Origin of the sequence: Helicobacter cetorum MIT 99-5656 (assembly GCF_000259275.1) — a bacterium.
Classification (GTDB): Bacteria; Campylobacterota; Campylobacteria; order Campylobacterales; family Helicobacteraceae; genus Helicobacter; species Helicobacter cetorum.
This window is the reverse complement of sequence record NC_017735.1, coordinates 556,798-577,254: the sequence shown is the minus strand read 5'-3', so window position 1 is coordinate 577,254 and position 20,457 is coordinate 556,798. Positions and strand designations below refer to the sequence as shown.

17 protein-coding genes are annotated in these 20,457 nt (G+C 36.6%); 2 read left to right on the top strand and 15 right to left on the bottom strand.

The window, feature by feature from the left end; genetic code table 11:
- Positions 1-2: 2 nt before the first annotated feature.
- Positions 3-755, bottom strand: coding sequence for an SDR family oxidoreductase (locus tag HCD_RS02770; protein ID WP_014659080.1), 753 nt, complete (start codon positions 753-755; stop codon positions 3-5).
- A gap of 20 nt (positions 756-775) precedes the next feature.
- Complete coding sequence (locus tag HCD_RS02765) at positions 776-2,281, bottom strand: hypothetical protein (RefSeq protein WP_411269452.1); 1,506 nt, start codon at positions 2,279-2,281, stop codon at positions 776-778.
- A 153-nt stretch (positions 2,282-2,434) separates the two neighbouring features.
- Between HCD_RS02765 and HCD_RS02760 the strand changes: the two genes are divergently transcribed.
- Both HCD_RS02760 and HCD_RS02755 read left to right on the top strand, forming a co-directional pair.
- Positions 2,435-3,712: an AAA family ATPase gene (locus tag HCD_RS02760; protein ID WP_014659078.1), complete on the top strand. Its 1,278-nt coding sequence runs from the start codon at positions 2,435-2,437 to the stop codon at positions 3,710-3,712.
- 17 nt (positions 3,713-3,729) lie between these two features.
- Entirely contained in the window at positions 3,730-4,422 is a 693-nt protein-coding gene (locus tag HCD_RS02755; protein WP_014659077.1) for an RloB family protein, read from the top strand.
- A gap of 145 nt (positions 4,423-4,567) precedes the next feature.
- Here HCD_RS02755 and ureB read toward each other — a convergent pair whose 3' ends face one another.
- From ureB to aroA, 13 genes are all read right to left on the bottom strand, one after another.
- Complete coding sequence (gene ureB / locus HCD_RS02750; RefSeq protein ID WP_173361709.1) at positions 4,568-6,271, bottom strand: urease subunit beta; 1,704 nt, start codon at positions 6,269-6,271, stop codon at positions 4,568-4,570.
- Between the two features lie 16 nt (positions 6,272-6,287).
- Positions 6,288-6,971, bottom strand: a complete 684-nt coding sequence (ureA, locus tag HCD_RS02745) for an urease subunit alpha (protein ID WP_014659075.1) — start codon at positions 6,969-6,971, stop codon at positions 6,288-6,290.
- Positions 6,972-7,293: 322 nt separating this feature from the next.
- Positions 7,294-7,791: a chemotaxis protein CheW gene (cheW, locus tag HCD_RS02740; RefSeq protein WP_014659074.1), complete on the bottom strand. Its 498-nt coding sequence runs from the start codon at positions 7,789-7,791 to the stop codon at positions 7,294-7,296.
- Positions 7,788-10,205, bottom strand: a complete 2,418-nt coding sequence (locus tag HCD_RS02735) for a hybrid sensor histidine kinase/response regulator (RefSeq protein WP_014659073.1) — start codon at positions 10,203-10,205, stop codon at positions 7,788-7,790. Before HCD_RS02735 ends, cheW begins: the two co-directional genes overlap by 4 nt.
- Before the next feature lie 59 nt (positions 10,206-10,264).
- Entirely contained in the window at positions 10,265-11,203 is a 939-nt protein-coding gene (locus tag HCD_RS02730; protein ID WP_014659072.1) for a chemotaxis protein CheV, read from the bottom strand.
- Positions 11,204-11,222: 19 nt separating this feature from the next.
- Positions 11,223-11,969: a UDP-2,3-diacylglucosamine diphosphatase gene (locus HCD_RS02725; protein WP_014659071.1), complete on the bottom strand. Its 747-nt coding sequence runs from the start codon at positions 11,967-11,969 to the stop codon at positions 11,223-11,225.
- Between the two features lies 1 nt (position 11,970).
- A complete protein-coding gene (locus HCD_RS02720; RefSeq protein WP_014659070.1) occupies positions 11,971-12,639 on the bottom strand; it encodes a YggS family pyridoxal phosphate-dependent enzyme in 669 nt (222 codons plus the stop codon).
- Positions 12,633-14,486: a menaquinone biosynthesis decarboxylase gene (locus HCD_RS02715; RefSeq protein WP_014659069.1), complete on the bottom strand. Its 1,854-nt coding sequence runs from the start codon at positions 14,484-14,486 to the stop codon at positions 12,633-12,635. The genes HCD_RS02720 and HCD_RS02715 overlap by 7 nt, the downstream gene beginning before the upstream one ends.
- A gap of 12 nt (positions 14,487-14,498) precedes the next feature.
- Entirely contained in the window at positions 14,499-16,073 is a 1,575-nt protein-coding gene (gene serA / locus HCD_RS02710) for a phosphoglycerate dehydrogenase (RefSeq protein ID WP_014659068.1), read from the bottom strand.
- Positions 16,074-16,091: 18 nt separating this feature from the next.
- Positions 16,092-16,556, bottom strand: coding sequence for a hypothetical protein (locus HCD_RS02705; RefSeq protein ID WP_014659067.1), 465 nt, complete (start codon positions 16,554-16,556; stop codon positions 16,092-16,094).
- Positions 16,557-16,571: 15 nt separating this feature from the next.
- Positions 16,572-18,233: a 30S ribosomal protein S1 gene (locus HCD_RS02700; RefSeq protein WP_014659066.1), complete on the bottom strand. Its 1,662-nt coding sequence runs from the start codon at positions 18,231-18,233 to the stop codon at positions 16,572-16,574.
- Between the two features lie 114 nt (positions 18,234-18,347).
- A complete protein-coding gene (locus tag HCD_RS02695; protein ID WP_014659065.1) occupies positions 18,348-19,172 on the bottom strand; it encodes a 4-hydroxy-3-methylbut-2-enyl diphosphate reductase in 825 nt (274 codons plus the stop codon).
- 1 nt (position 19,173) lies between these two features.
- Positions 19,174-20,457, bottom strand: coding sequence for a 3-phosphoshikimate 1-carboxyvinyltransferase (gene aroA / locus HCD_RS02690; RefSeq protein ID WP_014659064.1), 1,284 nt, complete (start codon positions 20,455-20,457; stop codon positions 19,174-19,176).

Below are 20,457 nucleotides of genomic sequence, written 5' to 3'. Positions count from 1 at the left end.
CCTTAAGGGTTTTTATGGGTGAGTAGGGGAGCGAAAGTTTGGCTTGTAGGCATGACTTCTATGCGATTGATATTGACATGTAAGGGTTGCTCATAAATCCATAGCACGATGTTGGCAATATCTTGTGGCTTGAGATAAATGGTATTTTCATAGAGTGATTGAGCTTTGAATCTATCGCCTTTAAAACGCACCATGCTAAATTCTGTTTCGCCACACAGACCAGGTTCTACATTGCTCACTCTAATGTTTGTGCCAGCCAAATCTGCTCGTAAATTTAAAGAAAATTGTTTCACAAACGCCTTACTCGCTCCATAGACATTTCCGCCTGGGTAGGCATAAGTGCCAGCGATAGAACCAAGATTGATGATAGTTCCTTGATTATGCTCTATCATGGAAGGCAAAATCAAACGAGTGAGATACAATAACCCTTTGATATTAGTGTCTATCATAGTCTCCCAGTCATCTAGGTCGCATTCATAAGCCTTGTGTAAACCTAGTGCTAAGCCTGCATTATTGACTAAAGCATCAATGCGGTTAGTAACAGAAAAGATAGTCTCTATAGCCTGCTTGATTTCTTGCTTATTTTGAATATCAAAACATAGGGGAATGAAATGTTTGGGGTAGGCAAGCTGTAATTCTTGTAAATTCTTTTGCCGCCTTCCTGTGCCAAAAACCACATGATTTTTTTGTAAAAACGCCTTAGCGATTTCTAACCCAAATCCTGAAGTTGCTCCGCTAACCAGAATGTGTGCCATAGCTATCCTTAAAAATAGGTTTAAAAAAGCCCCTTAATTCCTTTTTGAAGCTTCTCTTTGAGTTTATCATCTTTAAGCAAATTGTCTAAACCTTTTTTAAGAGTGTCGTTTTTTAGCATTTCCTTTAAGCCTTGTTGTAGGTTTTGCTGAAGGGCTTTTTCATTTAAAAAGAGAGAGAATTTGGGCTGGTGTATGTTGCCTTGAAGCTTCATTTTAAAAATAAATTTTGAGATTTCAGCATTCATTAGCATGTCCATGTGCTTGGTGCTTAAATCTAATAAGCCATTGTTGATACTTAATTGTGTCAAGGGGCTTTTCATGTTTAAATCAGAGAGTAGGCGTTGCTGATTGATTTGGCTTTTTAGATTGACATCATTATAAATTTCTTTGGTAATATCAAATTTAGAAAAGGAGTAGAGAAAATCGCTGAATTGATTTTTGAGAAATTTTGCATTTTTTAGATGAGCGTTTAATGTGCCTTGTTTTGAGCTAAGGTCATAATCTAAGTCTGCATTTGCAATTGATTTGAAAAATTTGGGGTAATTGAGTAAATCTAAAGCTTTTAAAGTAGAAATGTCTGAAAAATGAGCGTTCAAATGTTTGTTTAAGAGCGTGAAAGTAAGCGTGCCGTCTAATAAATTTGAATGACCGCTGACTTTTAAGAGTTTAGGTTTTTGCTCTATGTTGCCCTTTAAAGTCAAAGCCCCTTTTAATTTATGGTTGATGATGCCTTGAAGTTTGGCTAAATCAGGCACTTCTAAAGTGTAGGGGGCATTAAATTCTAAAGTAGGAAAAAGGTATTCGCTCTTTAGGGCTTTGAAATGAGCTAAGGAGCTTATTAGAGTGGTATCACTGATGGCTTTATACTCTTTAAAATCGCTTGAGTGCGAGAGATTAAAAAAAAGCGTGTCTTTAAGGTTTAAATTGAAAGTGCTATTGATTAGGGCGGTATTAATTTGGGCGTTATTTGTGGTTAGTTTTAAATGCCCTTGCATGGGGGCTAGAGAGTTCAAATTCGCTTGTAAGGACACTCTTGCATTCGCGTAGAGGGGGTAATTGAGCAAGTAGAGCAAATCTTCTAAAGTAGCATTTTGTAAATTTAAGCTTAAGCCAGAAAGTTTGAAATGGTTTAAAAGGGCTGTGTAGGAAGTATTAGATTGAGCGATATTAGAAACGCCTTGAATTTTAAGGGCTTTTCTATGCCCTTTTATGCTCCCCCAAGTAGTGATAGCTCCCCTTAAAGGGTAGTGTATCAATCCCTTTAGAAGGCGTAAATCCTTAATATCTATGTGGTAATCAAAATCCAAACTTTGTTTTAGAAGCGAAAAATTCCCTTTAAGAATGAGAACAGAATTATCGTTTGCTTGAGCTTTGAAATCTAAAGAGTTAAACTTTAGCTTGAGCGTTTTAACGCTTAGGTAGTGTTCATTGTGATTGATTTTCTTTTCTATATATGAAGCGATGAATTTATTTCCCCATTCTGTAAAGAGAATGAGATACCCCACTAAGACAGCGATAGCAACCATTCCAACTAAAATGAATAAGATTTTTTTTAACATTGTTTTTTGTGAAACCTTTCTTCTTGCAAAATACTTGAAATAGTATTGAAAAAATACCTTTTCTTCTTTATTTTGTTTGATATAATAAGGTTATTTAAGCAAATTTTCAAGGATAAGATAGTGTTAGTTAATTTTAGGGTTAAAAACTTTATGTCTATTAAAGAATCGACCCTATTAGATTTAAGAGCTTCTAGCGATAAAAGACATGCCCACACTTTTAATTCTGGTATTAACGGTATGCATTTATTAAACACGACCGCAATTTATGGGGCTAACGCAACCGGAAAAACGACTATTGTGCTTGCCTTAAAGGTTATGCAAGAAATTATAAGAGAGGGTTTTATTACAAGGGGCATTAATCTTCGTGTTGAGCCATTTTTACTAGACAAAACGACAAAAAGAGAGTCTAGCGAATTTGAAGTCAATCTCGTTATAGAAAACACGCACTACAGATATGGCTTTAGTGCTACAAGAGAAAAAATCATCAAAGAGTGGCTGTATGCTTATCCTAATGGGGAGGAGAAAGGGAAGCAGATATGTTTTATCCGCCATGCTGATTCTAGCTTTGAAAGCACTTACCAAGAAGAAAAATGGCAAGAGATTAGAGAATTTGCGGGGGATAATGTTTTATGGTTGTCTGTAGGGGCAGTATTCAAAACTTCCTATTTGAAACCCTCTCTTCGTTCTGTTTTTGATTGGTTTGACAAAAATTTAAAAATTATAGTAGATGAATCGCGTTTAGAACATTTAGGGCTTAGTTTCAGTCGTTTTGGGCGTTTCTCTAATGATATTTCTAATAATAATACTATAGAGATGTGCAAAAATGAAAGAGATAAAGCGCTGATTTTAACTTATTTGGAGGATGTAGATTTTTCTATTAAAAATTTGGAAGTTATTCAAGAAGAAAGGCGTGTGCATACCCGAAGAAGTGCGATACCTAGTCTTAGGACAAGAGATAAACTTAAATTTTTCCATTCCGATGAACACAAGGAAGGTTTTGACTTACAGCAAGAATCGGCAGGGACACAAAGATTCTTAGAATTGTTAGCCCCTTTTATAGTGGCGTTACGCAAAGGGCATACCTTAATTGTGGATGAATTGAATGAAAAGTTGCATTCTCGTTTGGTATATTTTTTGTGGAAAATGTTTCAACATGAGCGCTTGAATAAAAAGCATGCGCAATTAGTGGTTACAACCCATGACACTTCTTTATTGTCGTTTGAAGATGATTTAGAGCGTTTTATAGATTGTATATGGTTTTGTAGAAAAATGGATAATGGGGCGACTCGTTTATTCCCATTAAGTGGGTATGAGACCGATTCTATTGAAGATATTGAAGAGGCTTATCTTTCAGGTCGTTTTGGAGGTGTCCCTTTTATCCGTGATATTGACTTATGATGTTGGGGGGTAGATAGATGTCATCTTTGAGATCTACAAGGCAAACTTTTAATGAAAGCAATCTAGAACCTTTAGAGTGTCTAGTAGAGTCCAAAAGGGTACTTATTGTTTGTGAGGGAGAAAAGCTACGCTCAGAGCATTTGTATTTATCGCTTTATAAGCAAAAATTTAAGTTAGAAAGTTTTGATATTGAAATAGTGCCTTGTGGTAAGAAATCTGATTTTTATCATATCACTCAAAAGGTTTTGGAATGTATAAATAAGAATAGGGGTAACCCCTATACGCATGTGTTTTGCGTTGCAGATGTGGATGATGATAAGGACGAGAAAAATAAAAAGGTGAATATAGAGATTGGAAGGTTAAAAAAGAAATGTGGTAAGCAAGAAGTGCGAGCCATTATTTCTAACCCATGCTTTGAGTATTGGATTTTATTGCATTTGTATTATACAACAGCAGAATTTAAGGATGATGAAGCTCTTAAGAAAGAAATTGATATTTATCTCAGTAACTTAAAGATTGAAATGGAATATGCAAAAAACAATCAAAAGTTTTACAGAATGATTATTGATAGTTATGAAATAGCTTTAAAGAATGCTAAACAAGTTCAAAAATACCATAAAGATGGTGGTAAGAATGAAAATTATCCCAACCCATCTACACAATTTGGCGAGCTAATAGGGTTTTTAAATAATAAGATAGCAAGAAGTTAAAAGGCATATGAATTGAAAAATCAGGATGGGGTTTTGTGTGCAGAAATACAATTAATCATTTCAGATTATTCCTAGTCAATAAAATTTTAAGAATAAGGTTTTTATATAATTCCCCTAAGAAAAATATCCTTAAGGGAGTCTTTTTTTAGAAGAAAGTATAGCGTTGGGCTAAAGGTAATTCGCTCGCTGGTTTAGAAGAACAAAGCTTACCATCTAAGAAGACTTCAAAGCTCTCTGGGTCTACGCTGAGTTTCCCTGTTGTGTTATTAAACTTAAAGTCTTTCTTAGTTACATTGCGACAATTTTTAATGGGCAATACTTTTCTTTCTAAGCCAAGCTTTTCTTTAATGCCATTTTCATAGGCAGTCTTATTGACAAAAGTAATGCTAGTATCAAATTTAGCCTTTCCATGATGACCGAACATTTCTCTGTAATATACAGGTTGAGGGGTTGGCACAGATGCATTGCTATCGCCCATTTCAGAGAATACAACCAAGCCACCTTTAATGATGATTTTAGGCTTCACACCAAAAAAGGCTGGATTCCACACGACTAAATCAGCGATTTTTCCTGTTTCTACAGAGCCGATGTATTCACTCACGCCATGCGTAATAGCAGGATTTATAGTGTATTTAGAAATATAGCGTTTAATGCGGAAATTATCATTCCCATTTTTAGCGTCTTCTTTTAAAGGACCAAACTCTTTTTTGTTTTTATCAGCGGTTTGCCAAGTTCTAGGCACGACTTCGCCCGCTCTTCCCATAGCTTGAGAATCAGAACTTGTCATAGCAATCATGCCATTGTCATGCAAGACATCTTCAGCCGCAATGCTACCTGGGCGGATACGACTTTGTGAAAATTGTAAATCCTCTCTAATTTTTTTATCCAAGTGGTGGCAGGTCATTAGCATGTCTAAGTGTTCTGCAACCGTATTTATGGTATAAGGAATGGTTGGGGTAGTTGAACTTGGTAAGATGTTTTCCTCACCAGCCATAGTGATAACATCTGGGCTATGTCCTCCGCCTGCCCCTTCAATGTGGTATGCATGAATGGCGCGTCCGTTCATCGCATTGAGCGTGTCATTCACATACCCAGCTTCATTCACGGTGTCTGTATGGATACACACTTGCACATCATACTCATCAGCAATACTTAAGCAAGTATCAATCGCGCTTGGTGTAGTGCCCCAGTCTTCGTGTAATTTAAAACCAATAACCCCTGCATGGACTTGCTCCACTAATTGCTGTTTGCTAGAAGAATTTCCTTTTCCTAAGAACCCTACATTCATAGCGTATTCTTCAGCGGCTCTTAGCATTCTGTGGATATTCCACTCACCTGGAGTAATGGTTGTAGCATTTGTGCCATCAACTGGACCTGTTCCGCCACCAAACATTGTGGTTACACCATTAGCTAGGGCTGTTGGAAATTGTTGCGGGCTTAAGAAATGCGTGTGGCTATCAATCCCACCAGCTGTAATAATCATGCCTTCTCCCGCTAATGCTTCTGTGCCTACACCTACGACTAAATTAGGGCTAACGCCATCTTGCATATCTTTATTCCCAGCTTTTCCAATGCCGTGGATTTTGCCATTTTTAATCCCAATATCAGCTTTGTAAATGCCGGTGTAGTCAATAATCAAAGCGTTTGTAATCACTAAATCCAAAGTGTTTTCATCATGGCTATTAGATTGCCCCATGCCTTCTCTAATGGTCTTGCCTGCACCAAATTTTAACTCTTCGCCATAAATGGTATAGTCATGCTCAACTTCTGCCCAAAGCTCAGTATCGCCGAGTCTTACTTTATCCCCCTTAGTAGGCCCATAAGTATTGACATAATCAAGTTTTTTCATTTTCATAGGAAACTCCTTATTTTAAAAATCCGTGTTTTTTAGCGTTTTCAATAGCAGTGGACTTATGGCGTTCGTTAGCGATATTATTGACAAGCCCATTCATACCGATAATTTTCTTAGACCCACCAATTTCAATTAGAGTAACTTCTTTAGTCTCACCAGCTCCAATTCTTAAGGTATTTCCGCTTGGAATATCTAAGCGTCTGCCATAGGCTTTTTCTCTGTCAAATTCTAAGGCTCTATTAGCTTCAAAGAAATGAAAATGGCTACCCACATGCAAAGATTTTGTGCCATTATTCTTAACCTTAAGTTTAATGGCTGTGGCTTGTTTATGGGCGTTGATTTCAATATCTTCATCACTGCCAAATTTAATTTCACCTGCTTTATGATTATCAGGCTCTATGGGCCAATTCACCGTTACAAGCTTGGTGCCATCAGGAAAGCATGCTTCAACGCCTAAATCAGGAATCATATTTCCCACGCCTTCCATGACTTCATCTTTTTTCAAAAAGTGCATGCATTCTTGCATCAAATCTGCAACACTCTTTTTACCACGCCTTGCTTCGTCCATAATATGTGCACTAACATAGGCAATAGCCTCTGGCTGGTTTAATTTCAAGCCTTCAGCCTTACGCTTTCTAGCGACTTCACCTGCATAATATAACAAGAATTTTTCTTGCTCTTTGGGAGTTAATTTCATCTTTTCTCCTTGTAGTTAGAATTTAAAGGCGAGCAAATCATAGCATGTTTAATATTAACTTTTTAAAAAAAATAATATCTTTGAACAAAACAATAAAAGAAAAAAGGCTGTGTAGAAATCAAATCACACAAGATGAGAGCCTTAAAATAGGGGTTTAAAGGGGGTCAACAAAAATCTTAGAAAAGTAAACGAGAAATTTAAAAAAGTATGAAATTTTTTGGAGAAATAGCACTAAAACCTAAAAAGCCCAAAAATGATAATAAAGATACTCAATTTTTTAAAGCCCAAAAATCAATAATGAGCTTATGGGGTGGTTTGCTGTTTAGAAATCTTTTTTCAAGATTTCTTCTACTCTAAGAATGGTTACGAGTCGGTCGTTTTGTTTTCCGATGCCATAGGTCAAATTATTGTTATCGCTCAAAGTTTCTGGCACGGGGTCAATATCGGTTTGCTTGATACGGATGGCTTCTGTTAGGCGGTCAATGAAAAACCCAGCGATTTGGTCGTTATGACGCACTACAAGATAGCGAGTGTCTTTATTTTGCTTTTCAGCACTCAAACCGAATTTTAAGCGTAAGCTAATGAGGGGGAAGACATTACCCCTTAGATTAAACACGCCAAGCACATAATTAGGTGTCTCAGGGACTCGTGTATAGCCGATAGGTTTTACAATTTCTAAAATATTCAAAATAGGAATGGCATACTCTTCATCGCCGATAATAAAGCCAATGAATTGTAAAATTTCTTCGTTATCTTCTTGTTTAGAGCTTGTGTTACCTTCTTTTTGCTTTTCAAACAAATCTTTTAATTGATTGCTCATGACTCACTCCCTTCTAATTTGATACTACGCTTCACCACGCTTGTTAAATACTCGCCGCTATAGGGCTTAGTGATGTATTCTGTCATTCCAGATTCAACGCCTCGCATTCTATCGGTTTTTGTTACCCGACTAGTTACTGCAATGAGTGGTAAGTTTTTAAACTTATTGTATTTACGCACTTCAGAGGCAAAAGTGTAGCCATCCATTTTAGGCATTTCAATATCTACTAAAACTGCATCAGGCATTTTATCACCATTTTTAAGCATTTCTAAGCCCTCTAGCCCGTTAGTGGCTTCTAAGAGTGTGATTCCTAGCGGTTTTAAACACTTGCGAATAATCGCTCTATCGGTGCTACTATCATCAATAGCCAAGACCACATAATCACTGGGTGAACTTTTGCTCTTAGCATTTTCTGATTCATTCATTAAGGTAGTGATGTTAACCTTCACACTCTTTGCCATTTCCATCATTGCCCCTACATCTACAATGAGAGTGATTTTACCATCGCCTCTTACTGTGGCTCCAGCAATGCCTCTAGTATTTTTGAGATAATAGCCTAAAGATTTAATCACCACCTCTTCTTGACCGATTAGATAATCCACAATCACGCCAATTTTTTGGTCAGCCAAGCCAATGATAACCACATACACATCAGAGCCTGATTCTAAAATTGCATCTACCTTGAAAATATCAGAAAGACGCACCAAAGAAAGCACCTCATCTCTTAAGCGTAGAACGCTCTTGCCATCAACGGTGTAAATTTCATCTTGACTGATTCGCACGGTCTCTAAAACTGAAGAAAGCGGGATAGCATAATACTCTTCTTGCACGCCTACAAGCAAGGCTTGAATAATGGCTAGAGTAAGGGGGATTTTGAGCTTTTGAGTGGTGCCTACGCCCACTTCTGAGTCAATTTCAATGATACCATTAAGTTTTTCAATATTCGTTTTCACCACATCCATGCCAACACCTCTACCTGAGACATTAGAAACGGTTTTTGCGGTTGAAAAGCCCGGTTTAAAAATAAGGTTGAACGCTTCTCTATCGCTCATGCTCTCAGCTTCTCTCTCATTAATCACCCCCTTTTCAATGGCTTTTTGCTTCAGCATTGAAGGGTCTAAACCTTTGCCATCATCAGCAATTTTGATTACAATATGATTGCCTTCATTATATGCACTCAACTCCACTCTACCGGTTTCGGGTTTGTTAAGCATTTTTCTATCTTCTAAGGACTCAATGCCATGGTCACATGAATTACGGATAATGTGAATGAGTGGGTCGCCGATTTCTTCTACAATGGATTTGTCAAGCTCTGTTTCTTCTCCATCAATGATTAAATCAATACTCTTGCCTAGCTCTCGGCTCAAGTCTCTCACCATGCGAGGGAATTTATTAAACACCTTGCCCACCGGTTGCATTCTGGTTTTCATAACAGCTAATTGCAAGTCTGTCGTTACCGCTGAGATAGATGAAACAACCTGATTGAGTTCTTCCAAAAACTTCTCGCCATCATAGCGTTCTTCTACATCGCTATAGATTCTAATTAAGCGGTTCTTTCCTAAAACAAGCTCACCGATGAGATTCATCAAATGGTCAAGTCTTCGCACATCTACTCTTACGGTTTGTTCCACACCGATAGATGGGGCTTTATTCTCTTCAGTTTTTGGCTTGGCTTTACTTTCTGGTTTTGTGGTTTGAGCGGGTGCTTTTGTGGGGGTTTTTGTTTCTTGAGTGCTTGAAGGGGGTGCTTTTGGTTTAGAATCGGCTTGAACTTCTTGCTTTTTCTGGGCTCTTCTCTCTTTGTCCGCTTCTTGTCGTTTGTTAAGCAAGCGCTCAATTTCAGCTTCTACTTCTTCAGCACTCATATTAGAATAATCTAGATCCGGCTCATCAGCTAGTGGGTTGCTCGTGTCGCTGGCTTGATTTTCTGTGTTAGAAGCCTCCTTGGGAGCTGTGGCTTCTTCTTTTTCCTTAGGGTTTTCTTTGCTCTCTGTGGTTTCTGTAGCATTATTTAAGTCTTGATTGACAATAGCTTGAAGCTGCTTAACAACCTCTTCAATCTCGTTTTCCTTGCCATTATTAGCATCGGAGCCTGTGTCTCTAATGGTTACGAGTAAAGTTTTCATCAAATCAATGGAGCGTAACACGACATCCATAATATCAGGCGTGATTTTGATTTCGCCTTTTCTGGCACGATTCAAGACATCTTCCATGTTATGAGTAAGATGTGTGAGAATATTAAGGTTTAAGAACGAGCTAGAACCCTTAATGGTATGAGCTACCCTAAAAATCCGATTGAGTAAGTCCAAATCTTCAGGATTATGCTCTAACTCTACTAAATCTTGGTCAAGTTGTTCATTCATTTCGAAGGCTTCAATTAAGAAGTCTTCCATTATTTCTTGCAAATCATCCATATTAAGAACCCTTTTTTAGCATTTGAGATAAAAGTATTTTACAATGTTTGTGAAAAAAATTAAGCATTCTGGTTTAAAATCCTAGAAATTTCTTCCGTAAATTTTTCTACATCAAATTTGACCAAATACGCCGCAGCACCCATTTCTTTAGCCTTCTCAGCGCTATAACTATCACAAATGGAAGAATTAAAAATCACAGGAATATTAGCAAATCTTGGGTCTTCTTGGAGTTTAAACAAGAAGTGATAGCCATCCATTTTAGGCATTTCTACATCAGAAATGATGAACTTCAAGTGCTTTCTTAACTCATTGCCATATTGCTTAGATAATTTTTCTAGCTTGTCTAACCCATCTTCTCCATCTACGGCTTCAGTAATGTTAAAACCTAATTTGTTTAAATGGGTTTTTAAAGTTTTTCTAGCAGTCTTGCTATCATCTAAAAATAATACATCGCCCTCAAAACGCTGTTTAGGGGTAAAATCCTTAGCATTCTTAGAGTCATTATTTAGTCCTAAATCATCTAAAATACTTTCTAAATCTAAAATCAGCAAGGTTTGGTCGTTTTCAATGCGTGTGGTGCCGGTAATATTCTCTTTGCTGATGTTATTTGATGCACTAAAAGTTGCAGGCTCTACATCTTTCCAACTAATGCGTCTAATGCGTCTAGCTGAATGAACTAAAAAGCCCATTTTAATATTATTAAATTCAGTAATAATGACAATTTTTTCGTTTTCCTTGTTTCTGTCAGGAATAACTCCTATCCACTTAGATAGGTCTATTAGCGGAATAATCGTGGAGCGTAAATCAAACACGCCAATAATGTAATCCAAATTGGTGGGATATTCAAAAATGGTAGGCATAGGAATGATTTCTTGAACCTTTGCGACATTAATGCCATAAATACCCTCGTAAGGAACGCCATTTTGGACACCATAAATACGAAAATCCACTAATTCTATTTCGCTCAATCTCAAAGCGTTAGCTGTTTTATCCGCCATAACCTTGGGTAACCCCTTATTATTGTAATCGTTCTAAATCCTTTGATGATACCCTAAAAATGCTTTGTTGATAATAAAAAGAAGGTAGGGGGTAATAAATAGGCGTATTTAAGGGACTTCTTTTGTCTCTTTTGATATGAAAATGCCCTTCTATAATGCCATCAATTCCTTTAAGACCTTTTTGTGTGATATAGTTTTGATAGGCTTTTAGGCGTTGTTGAATAAAGGATTGTAGTTTTGTTGGCTCTAGCTCCCAAAGGCGAATGGGTTTTTTATAGATGAGTTTTTTTAAAAGGGGGTATAAGGTTTTAAAACTCATTAAGTTCAGACAACTTAAAAAAAATCTCGCCCAAGTGGAAGTGAGTTGCGTGATATAAAATTCATACGCTTTAGTGATAAACAAATCCCCATGGGCTAGTAGAAAGCGTTTGTCATTGCATTGAAATAATGCGGGCTGGTGCTTGCGTTCAAAGACAATCACGCTAGGACTAAGAACAAAACGCATAGAAAAATCATGGTTGCCTTCAAAGTAAAAGACTTGTGAAATTTGGCTTAACGCATTGATTAAACCAATGATTTCTTTTTCGGTATTGTCTAGGGGTAAGTAGCCCACAAGCACATGAAAAATATCGCCCATAAAAAAGACTTGTGGGGGTTTAGTTTGTAAAAGTTCTCTAAGCAAATCCATTAAATGAGAGCTTTTAGGTAAAAAATGTGCATCAGAGATAAAAACAGCCCCAATTTTAAGCGTATAAGCTTCTAACATCTTACTCTTTAAATAAATGAGAGCCAATCCTTAAAAGATTAGCCCCACAAGCAATCGCTAATTCAAAATCACTGCTCATGCCCATTGAAAGAATAGTTGCTCCTTTTAAATTATCAAAAAGTTTTTTAGTAATAACAAAGGATTTTTCAATCTTTTTTTCATCGTTGCTGTGAGCTCCTATACACATAAGCCCTTTTAATTTGATATGCTTGCAAGACTCTTTAATTTGAGCATAAGTTTCAAGTGTCTCTTCTGGCATGACTCCGCTTTTACTCTCTTCATATGCGCTATTAACTTGTAAAAGGGAGTTTAAAGTAACGCCTAGTTTTTCACAACGCTTTTCTATGCTTAAAGCAAGTTTTAAAGAGTCTAGAGAATGTAAAAGGGCTGGTTTTAAACTCAAAAGGGTGTTGATTTTATTCTCTTGTAAAGAGCCTACCATGTGCCATTCAAGGGGCAAATGCTCTAAATTTTGCATTTTAATTTTTAAATCTTGAACTTTATTTTCTCCAAAAGCCCTTTGAGAGCAATTATAGTAATTTTGAATGGCTTCTATGGAAGCGTTTTTTGAAATAGCCACTATTTGAACGATATGGTGTCTTGAATAGGCTATGCGAGCTTTTTCTATCGTAGAAATTAGAGTGTCAATTCTTTGCTTATAATCTAACATAGCTCTTCCTTATGCGTGCTAAAAGAGTGCGTGAGATGAAAATTTTGATTTAAGTTTTCAAAATCTTTTAAAAGCCCTTTATTTTTCAAGCTTTCTATGACTTCTATGGAGCAATCAGTCTCTAAGGGCCATTCTCTAAAATGCTTATCCATGATACCTTTATTTGTAGCGTCTATAAAAAAACAATGCTTAGAGATGAGAATATCACGCTGTGCGTCAATATTGTTAGTTACACGCCATAATAACATGTAGGGGTTGTTTAAATCATTGCTATTATGCTCTACAAATACCACAATGCGTAAATACTCTTCAAAACCTAGCAAGTTTTTACTTAGTTCAATGATACTTTTATCTTTCTTCTCTACGCTAATTACACAAATGGGATTGTTAGTGTGCGTATAATATTGCTTCAAAAGAATAATGCTAGGCATTTTATCTTGTAAAAGCCTTAGTAATGAATCATCGTTTAAAAGCGTAGGATAGGGGGTATCGCTTTTAGTTGTCGCATCAATACCAAGTTTGCCCCCCATAGCATATTCAGGGCTTGCGTGATCTAATGCATCACACACGCCTTGAGAGATTAGCACCTTTTGGGTAGAGAAATTTTTTAAGATATACTCAATAATAGCGTTAGTGTCTCTTAAATTTGGAGCGTCAATATTCACAAAAATTGCATGTTTGACAAAACTCATTTGCCCCACACCCCAAAAAGCATGCATGATTTGCTTGGCATGGGCGTTGTAGTGTGTGCTTATTTGAGCTAAAATTAAATTATGAAAAGCCCCATTTTCTGGCATGTAATAATCAATGAGACTTGGCGTGTTTGTTTTAAGCAAGGGCAAAAACAAGCGTTCTGTTAAATACCCCATGTATTTGTCTTCTAAAGGGGGCTTACCCACTACGGTGGCTAAGTAAATAGCGTCTTTTTTGTAACTAATGGTTTTAACTTCTAAGATAGGGTAAGGCTCAATGGGGGTGTAATAGCCGGTATGGTCTCCAAAAGGCCCTTCAAGCTCTAATTTTTCACAATCCACAAACCCTTCTATCACAATATCACAATCTTTTGGCACGCTCAAAGAATTACTCAAACACGGCATAACTTGTGCTTTTTTCTCTCTAATAAATCCATAGAGCATTAACTCATAAATCCCGTAGGGTAAGGGGGCTGTAGCACACCATGTGTAGAGCAAATCCCCTCCAATGGCGATACTCACAGGCATTTTTACTTTAGCTTTAGCGTATTCGTGGAAAAAGAGTTGAGAGTCTTTATGGATTTGCCAATGCAAGCCTAAATGATTTTTATCATAGACTTGTAAGCGATACATGCCTAAATTCTTTTTCTTATTATCTAGGCTTTGGGTATAGACTTGTCCCATAGTGATGAATGCCCCACCATCTTTTTCCCAAGTTTTTAAAATAGGCAAATCAAATAAATTGACCTCTTCATTTTGTTTGATAATAAGATTTCTAGGGCGAGTGGTTTTTTTAGGAAAAATGTGCCTTAAAGTCCATAAGTCTTTTAAAGCCTTTAAACTCTCAGTAAGATTTTTAGGGGCATTAAAATGTAAGAAAGCTTGCATGCGTTGTTGCAAGCTCTCTATAGGGGTTTTTAATAAAAGCTCCAAGCGTTTAAACGAACCAAAAGCATTCATTAAAATAGGCATATCAAACGCTTTTGTTTGGTTGTTGACTTTTTTTATGGGGCGATTAAATAATAGGGCTTTTCCCCCATTAGGTTTTTTAGCTTCTATGTAGGCTAGATGAGCGATTTCTAGCTCCACATCAAGGGGAGTATCAATGATTTCTAATTCATCATGCTCTTTTAAAAGCTCTAAAAAATCTCGCACTCTTCAATAACCTTAGATGATAACATGATGAACGCTTAAGCATGCAGGAATGTTTTTAAGCTCTTCTAAAACTTCCAAAGAAACTTCTTCATCTACAATAATAAGTGCTAGGGCTTCTTTTTGTGCGTTGCGTCCCAAACGAAAATCAGCAATATTGATACTATGTCTAGCAAATACATTCCCTACACTTCCAATAACACCTGGAATGTCCGTGTTTCTAAACAAAAGCATTTTACCCTTTGGTTCTATATCAATATCAAAACCATTAATATTAGTGAGCTTTAAAATATCTTCTTCAAACACGGTGCCACTCACACTCATTGTGCCATTGGTTGCATTTAAAGTTAAAGAGAGCATGTTTTTATAAGGCGATGCGCTTTCTTTGAGAGTAACTTGGATTTCAATACCCCTTTCTTTTGCCACAAAGGGGGCGTTAATATAATTGATTTTATCCCCTACAATAGGTTTTAACACGCCTACGAGCATAAAAGCCACAAGTGCATCTTGATGTTTGCTAATCTCTCCACAAAGACTAAGCTCAATTTTATGGCACACGCCTTTATGGATTTGACTAGAAAAATAGCCTAATTTTTGAGCTAAATTCAAGTAAGCTTTCATGCTGGGTTCAAAAACTTGCATAGGCAAATTGAGAGCATGCGGATGGCTTGAACCCCTTAAAGACTCCATAACTCCTTGTGCGGCTTGTTTGGAAATTTCTTCTTGAGACTCTAGAGTGTTAGCACCAATATGAGGGGTTGCATAGACATTAGGTAAGTCTAAGAGCTTGTTATGAATGCCAGGTTCTTTAGAAAAGACATCAATGCCAAGCCAACGCACTTTTTTGGTCTCTAGGGCTTCATAAAGGGCGTCTTCGTTATAAAGCCCACCCCTAGCGCAATTGATTAAGACAACCCCTTTTTTCATGCGTTCAATTTCTTTAGCACCTATCATGTTAATGGTTTCTTCATTTTTAGGGGTATGGATAGTGATAATATCGCATTGTAAAATATCTTCAAAATTTTTTGTATAAATCGCCCCCAAGTCAGTGGCTTTTGAAGAAGGGATATAAGGGTCATAGGCTAGAACTTCCATTTCAAAGGCCCTGGCTCTAATGCCAACCCTAGAGCCAATATTTCCAAAGCCAATAATACCTAGTTTTTTACCCTTTAATTCTGTGCCATACCAATCTTCTCGTTTCCATAATCTTTGGTTTTTGATTTGTTCATTAGCACTAGGGAATGTCCGCACTGCATTAATGATATGTGCCATAGTTAATTCTACTGCAGCAATGGTGTTAGCAGTAGGAATATTCATTACCACAATGCCTTTTTGAGAACAGCTTTCTAAATCAATATTATCTACGCCCACACCCGCTCTTACAATGGATTTTAAATTGTTTAAGGGCTTTAAAAATTCGCTTGTAATAGGGGTCATACTGCGAGTAATAAGAGCGTCCATAGGAATAAGTTTTTCTAAAAGCTCTGTTTTAGGACATGCAGAATAATCATGTAAAACAATATCTTTTTGAGCTTCTAAGATTTGAACACCTTTAGCATGGATGGGGTCACAAATGGCTACTTGATACATAAAAATTCCTCTGAGACTTTATGGAATGGCATGATAGCGTATTTTGTAATAGTCTAGGTCATCTAAAAAGCTTTCACGCTTAGACTCATCTAAATAGATGATGAGATTAGATTGGTTTGGGGTGTTATCGTAGGCATAATCAATTTTTTCTTGTTTTAAGATTTCTTTTAAGCATAAGAATTGGTATTTTTCTAAGTCTTTAATGATGAGTTTTGAGTATTTGAAATCCTTTTTTTCAAAGGAAACTTCAAAATGATGCTCAACAACAGGATAATTTGTTGACTCTTGTGTATCAAAGTTTTGGGAGAGAGTATCATCGTGGGTTTCTTCTAAGCGAATACCATGACTACTTTCTGTCTTAGATTTACTTTCATCTATACGAGAAACAGCAGGTATTTCTTTTTCTAGGCTTAGGAATAAATAAGCTAGAGTGCCAAGAGCAATAGCTAGAGAGATAAAAACAAAAATTGTTTTAAATCTCATACTTTTTTAATGCTTTTAAAGTTTTTCTTTAAGAATATCGCCTAGAGTCATCTTATCATCGCTTGCATTGAATGCTTGCAATTCTTCTTTTTCTTTTTTGCGTTCTAGACGATGCACAGAAGCACGCACTTTGTTGTTAGACTTTTCAATCGCAACGATTACACAAGTGATTTCTTGACCCATTCCAACTTCATCTTTTTTCAAGGGGCTTAGGTCTTCATTTTTAATCAATACATCAATACCATCGGTATGAATAAAGACACCAAAATCCTTAATGCCAACCACTTTGCCCTTAATGATGTCATCTACTTTATGCTTTTGAGCGAACTCTTCTGTGGGCGAAGGCATTAAATACTTTGCACTCAAAGAGACTTTTCTATCTTTCTTGTTGATTTTAAGAATTTTTACCTTGATAACATCGCCAACTTTATAGTGGTCTTTACACTTTTTGTCTTTATCCCAAAAAGCATCGTGGTTATGGAGCAATCCATCTATACCACCTAAATTTAAAAATGCTCCAAAATCAGTTAAAGTAGCAACTTTCCCCTCTAAAACATCACCCACTTGATGTTTAGTTTCAAAAACATCAAAGGGTCTGTTAGTAAGCTGTTTTAAAGAGACTCTTAAACGGCGGTTTTTAGAATCAATTTCAATGATTTTCACATCAATTTCTTGTCCTACGCTGAGATAATTGTTAGGATGGCTAACATTTTTATCCCAAGAGATTTCAGAAACATGCAAAAAGCCCTCAATATCATTACCGATATCCACAAAAACCCCATAGTTTTCAATATTGCTTACCACAACCTTAATAGCATAACCGGGTTTTAACTTATCCTGGATTTCTTCCCACGGATCTTCTGTAGTTGCTTTCACAGATAATGAAAGGCGTCTTTTTTCTTCATCATAAGCAATGGCTTTGACATAGATTTCATCGCCTTCCTTATAATACTTCTCAGGATTCACCGGCCCTTTATGGCTGATTTCAGAGTAATGGACTAAACCTTCAATGCCCTTAGCTTCTACAAAAACTCCAAAGGGGGTAATCTGTCTTACAATCCCCAAAACAGGCTCTGTAGCTTCTAACAATTCTTTAGAAATCTCAAGCTGACGCTTATCATTGACTTCAAAGAAACGCTTGCGAGAAATGGCGATAGAGTGGTTTTCTTTATCCACACGAATGATACAAGCCTTGATACGCTTGCCTATGTGGTTGCCATCGTTTCTTAGAGAAGAATGTGAGCGAGAGAGAAAATACTCAATGCCTTGAGAATCCACAATGTAGCCCCCCTTATTCTTCCCTACAACCTTACCTTCAATGACTGCGTTTTCATAACTTTCGCCTAATTCTTCAATTTTAGCTTGAATTTTTTGCTGGGCGATAGCCTTTTTATAAGAAACACTAGGACGCTCACCTCTCTCAGACACATGCACCATAATAGGGTCGTTTTTTTGATACATCAAACGACCATCTGCATCTGTAATCTCACCCAAGGACAAGCGACCTTCTGTTTTGCCTCCGACACTAACCATGGCGTAACCATCATTTTCATTGATTGAAACAATTAGCCCTTCTTTAATAGTGCCTTTTTCTAGGGCTTCTTCTTCCTGTTCTAAGAGTGTTGCGAAATCTACCTCCTCGTCAGTAAAGTTCTGATAATCTGTTGCCTTGCTCATTGATTGCCTTAATTATAAATATAAAATCCTTGGGGTATTCTATCTTTTTTTGGCTTATAAAATCGTTTAAAAACCAAAATTTAGTGTATTTTTTAAGAAAAATACCAAATTTGCTTAGAATGTGCTAACTTTTTGCTTGACATTTTCTATAATCCAATCAGGCGTAGAAGCCCCAGCCGTAATGCCGCATAAGGTTTTATCCTTAAACCATTCTATTTTTAATTCGCTTTCATCTTCTACCAGGTAGCTGTCCTTACAATGCTGTTTAGCAATATTTAAGAGTTGTTTGGTGTTTGAAGAAGCTTTGCCACCTACGACTATCATAATATCCACTTCTTTACTCAAATCTAAAGCAGCTTTTTGATTGTGTGAAGTAGCGTTACAAATCGTATTAAAAATACGCACTTCAGGGCATCTTTCAATGAGATAAGAAGCGATTTGTAAGAGTTTTGGGGTTTGTTTGGTGGTTTGAGAGACTAAAGCCACTTTTCGTTGTAACTTTTTTTCTTGCAATTCTTCTAAAGAGTTAATCACTAGAGTTTGATTAGTGGCATAACTAATCACGCCCTTAACTTCAGGGTGGTTAATATCTCCAAAAAGCACGATTTGATAACCTTCTTTACTCATAGATTCTACAATTTGTTGGGGTTTAATCACATATGGGCAAGTCGCATCAGTGATTTTTATCCCCTTATTTTTCAAATATTCTAAGTCTTGTTTAGGAATGCCATGGGTTCTGATAATCACGCTCTTGTCTTTAGAGATTTTTTTAGGGTCTTCTTCAATTTTTACATTGAAGTTTTTTTCTAAACGATTGATTTCTTTAGCATTGTGAATGAGTGAGCCAAAAATCAAGCTGTTTTCATTTTTTTCAGCAATCTGTATAGCTCGTTTGACACCAAAGCAAAAACCATAATCCTTAGCCATTTTAATTTCCATGTTATTTTCCTTGTTTGAGTGAATTAAGCATTGTATGAAATTTAGGAAAAGAAATTGAAGCACACTCTAAATTATCAATTTCTAAGGGTAGCACTAAGCCTAAAATTGCAAAACTCATTGCGATTCTGTGGTCATTAAAGCTCTTGATAATAGGGGGTTTAATCTTAGAAAAGTGTTGCTTTAAATTTTCTGCATTTTCTAAACCTTCTATGCAAAACCCATCTTCAAATTCTTCGCATTCCAATTTTAAAGCCTTGAGATTAGAAATAATGGCATTAATCCTATCGCTTTCTTTAGCTCGTAAATCCTTAGCATTTTTGATTTCACTCTTACCTTTTGCAAAAAGCATAGCAATTGAAAGGGCTGGGATTTCATCAATAAGGCTTGCAATATTTTTATCTATGGTAATAGCGTTTAAAGGGGCATACTCCACATAAATATCGCCTATGATTTCTAGATCTTTGGATTTTATCAAATACTCTATCTTAGCGCCCATTTTTTTTAAGACTTCAAAAGCTTCTATGCGAGTGGGATTGAGTAGGACATTTTTTAAAAGAATGCGGCTATTTGGCACAATAACGCAAGCTAGAGCGAAAAAGAATGCGCTTGATGGGTCATTAGCAATACTAAAATCAAAAGAATCTAGGGGTTTTTCTAAAGGCGTTATTTTTAAAACGCCTTGCTTATTTTGAATATTTGCTCCAAGTTTATTAAGCATAATTTCTGTGTGGTTACGACTAAGCTCATTTTCTTTATAAGTGCTTATACCTTGTGCTTGTAAGGCACTTAGAATTAAAGCACTTTTTACTTGAGCAGAAGCGATAGGGCTTTCATAATCAAAAGCTTTTAAGGGGCTTCCTAAGATAACTAACGGAGCCAAATGATTATTCTCTCTTGCTAAAATCTTTGCCCCACAAGCATTCAAAGGCTCAATGATTCTTTTCATAGGGCGTGAGTTTAATGAATTGTCCCCACTTAAGACAAAAAGCCCTTTTTGAGCGCTCAAAAGCCCTGCATATAAGCGCATGCTTGTGCCAGAATTATTGCAATTTAGAATGTTATTAGGTTCTTTTAAAGTAAGTGGGGGCGTGATTTTAAAAGAATTTTGTGTAATAAAATCTATTTTAGCCCCTAAGTTTTGAGCGATTTCTAGTGAGCTTAAACAATCTTTCCCCATTAAAAAATTGCGCACTATGCAAGGTTTTTGAGCTAGTAGGCTAAAAATTACCGCTCTGTGCGAGAGCGATTTATCACTAGCATTAATATCAAGCTCTAAATCTATCAA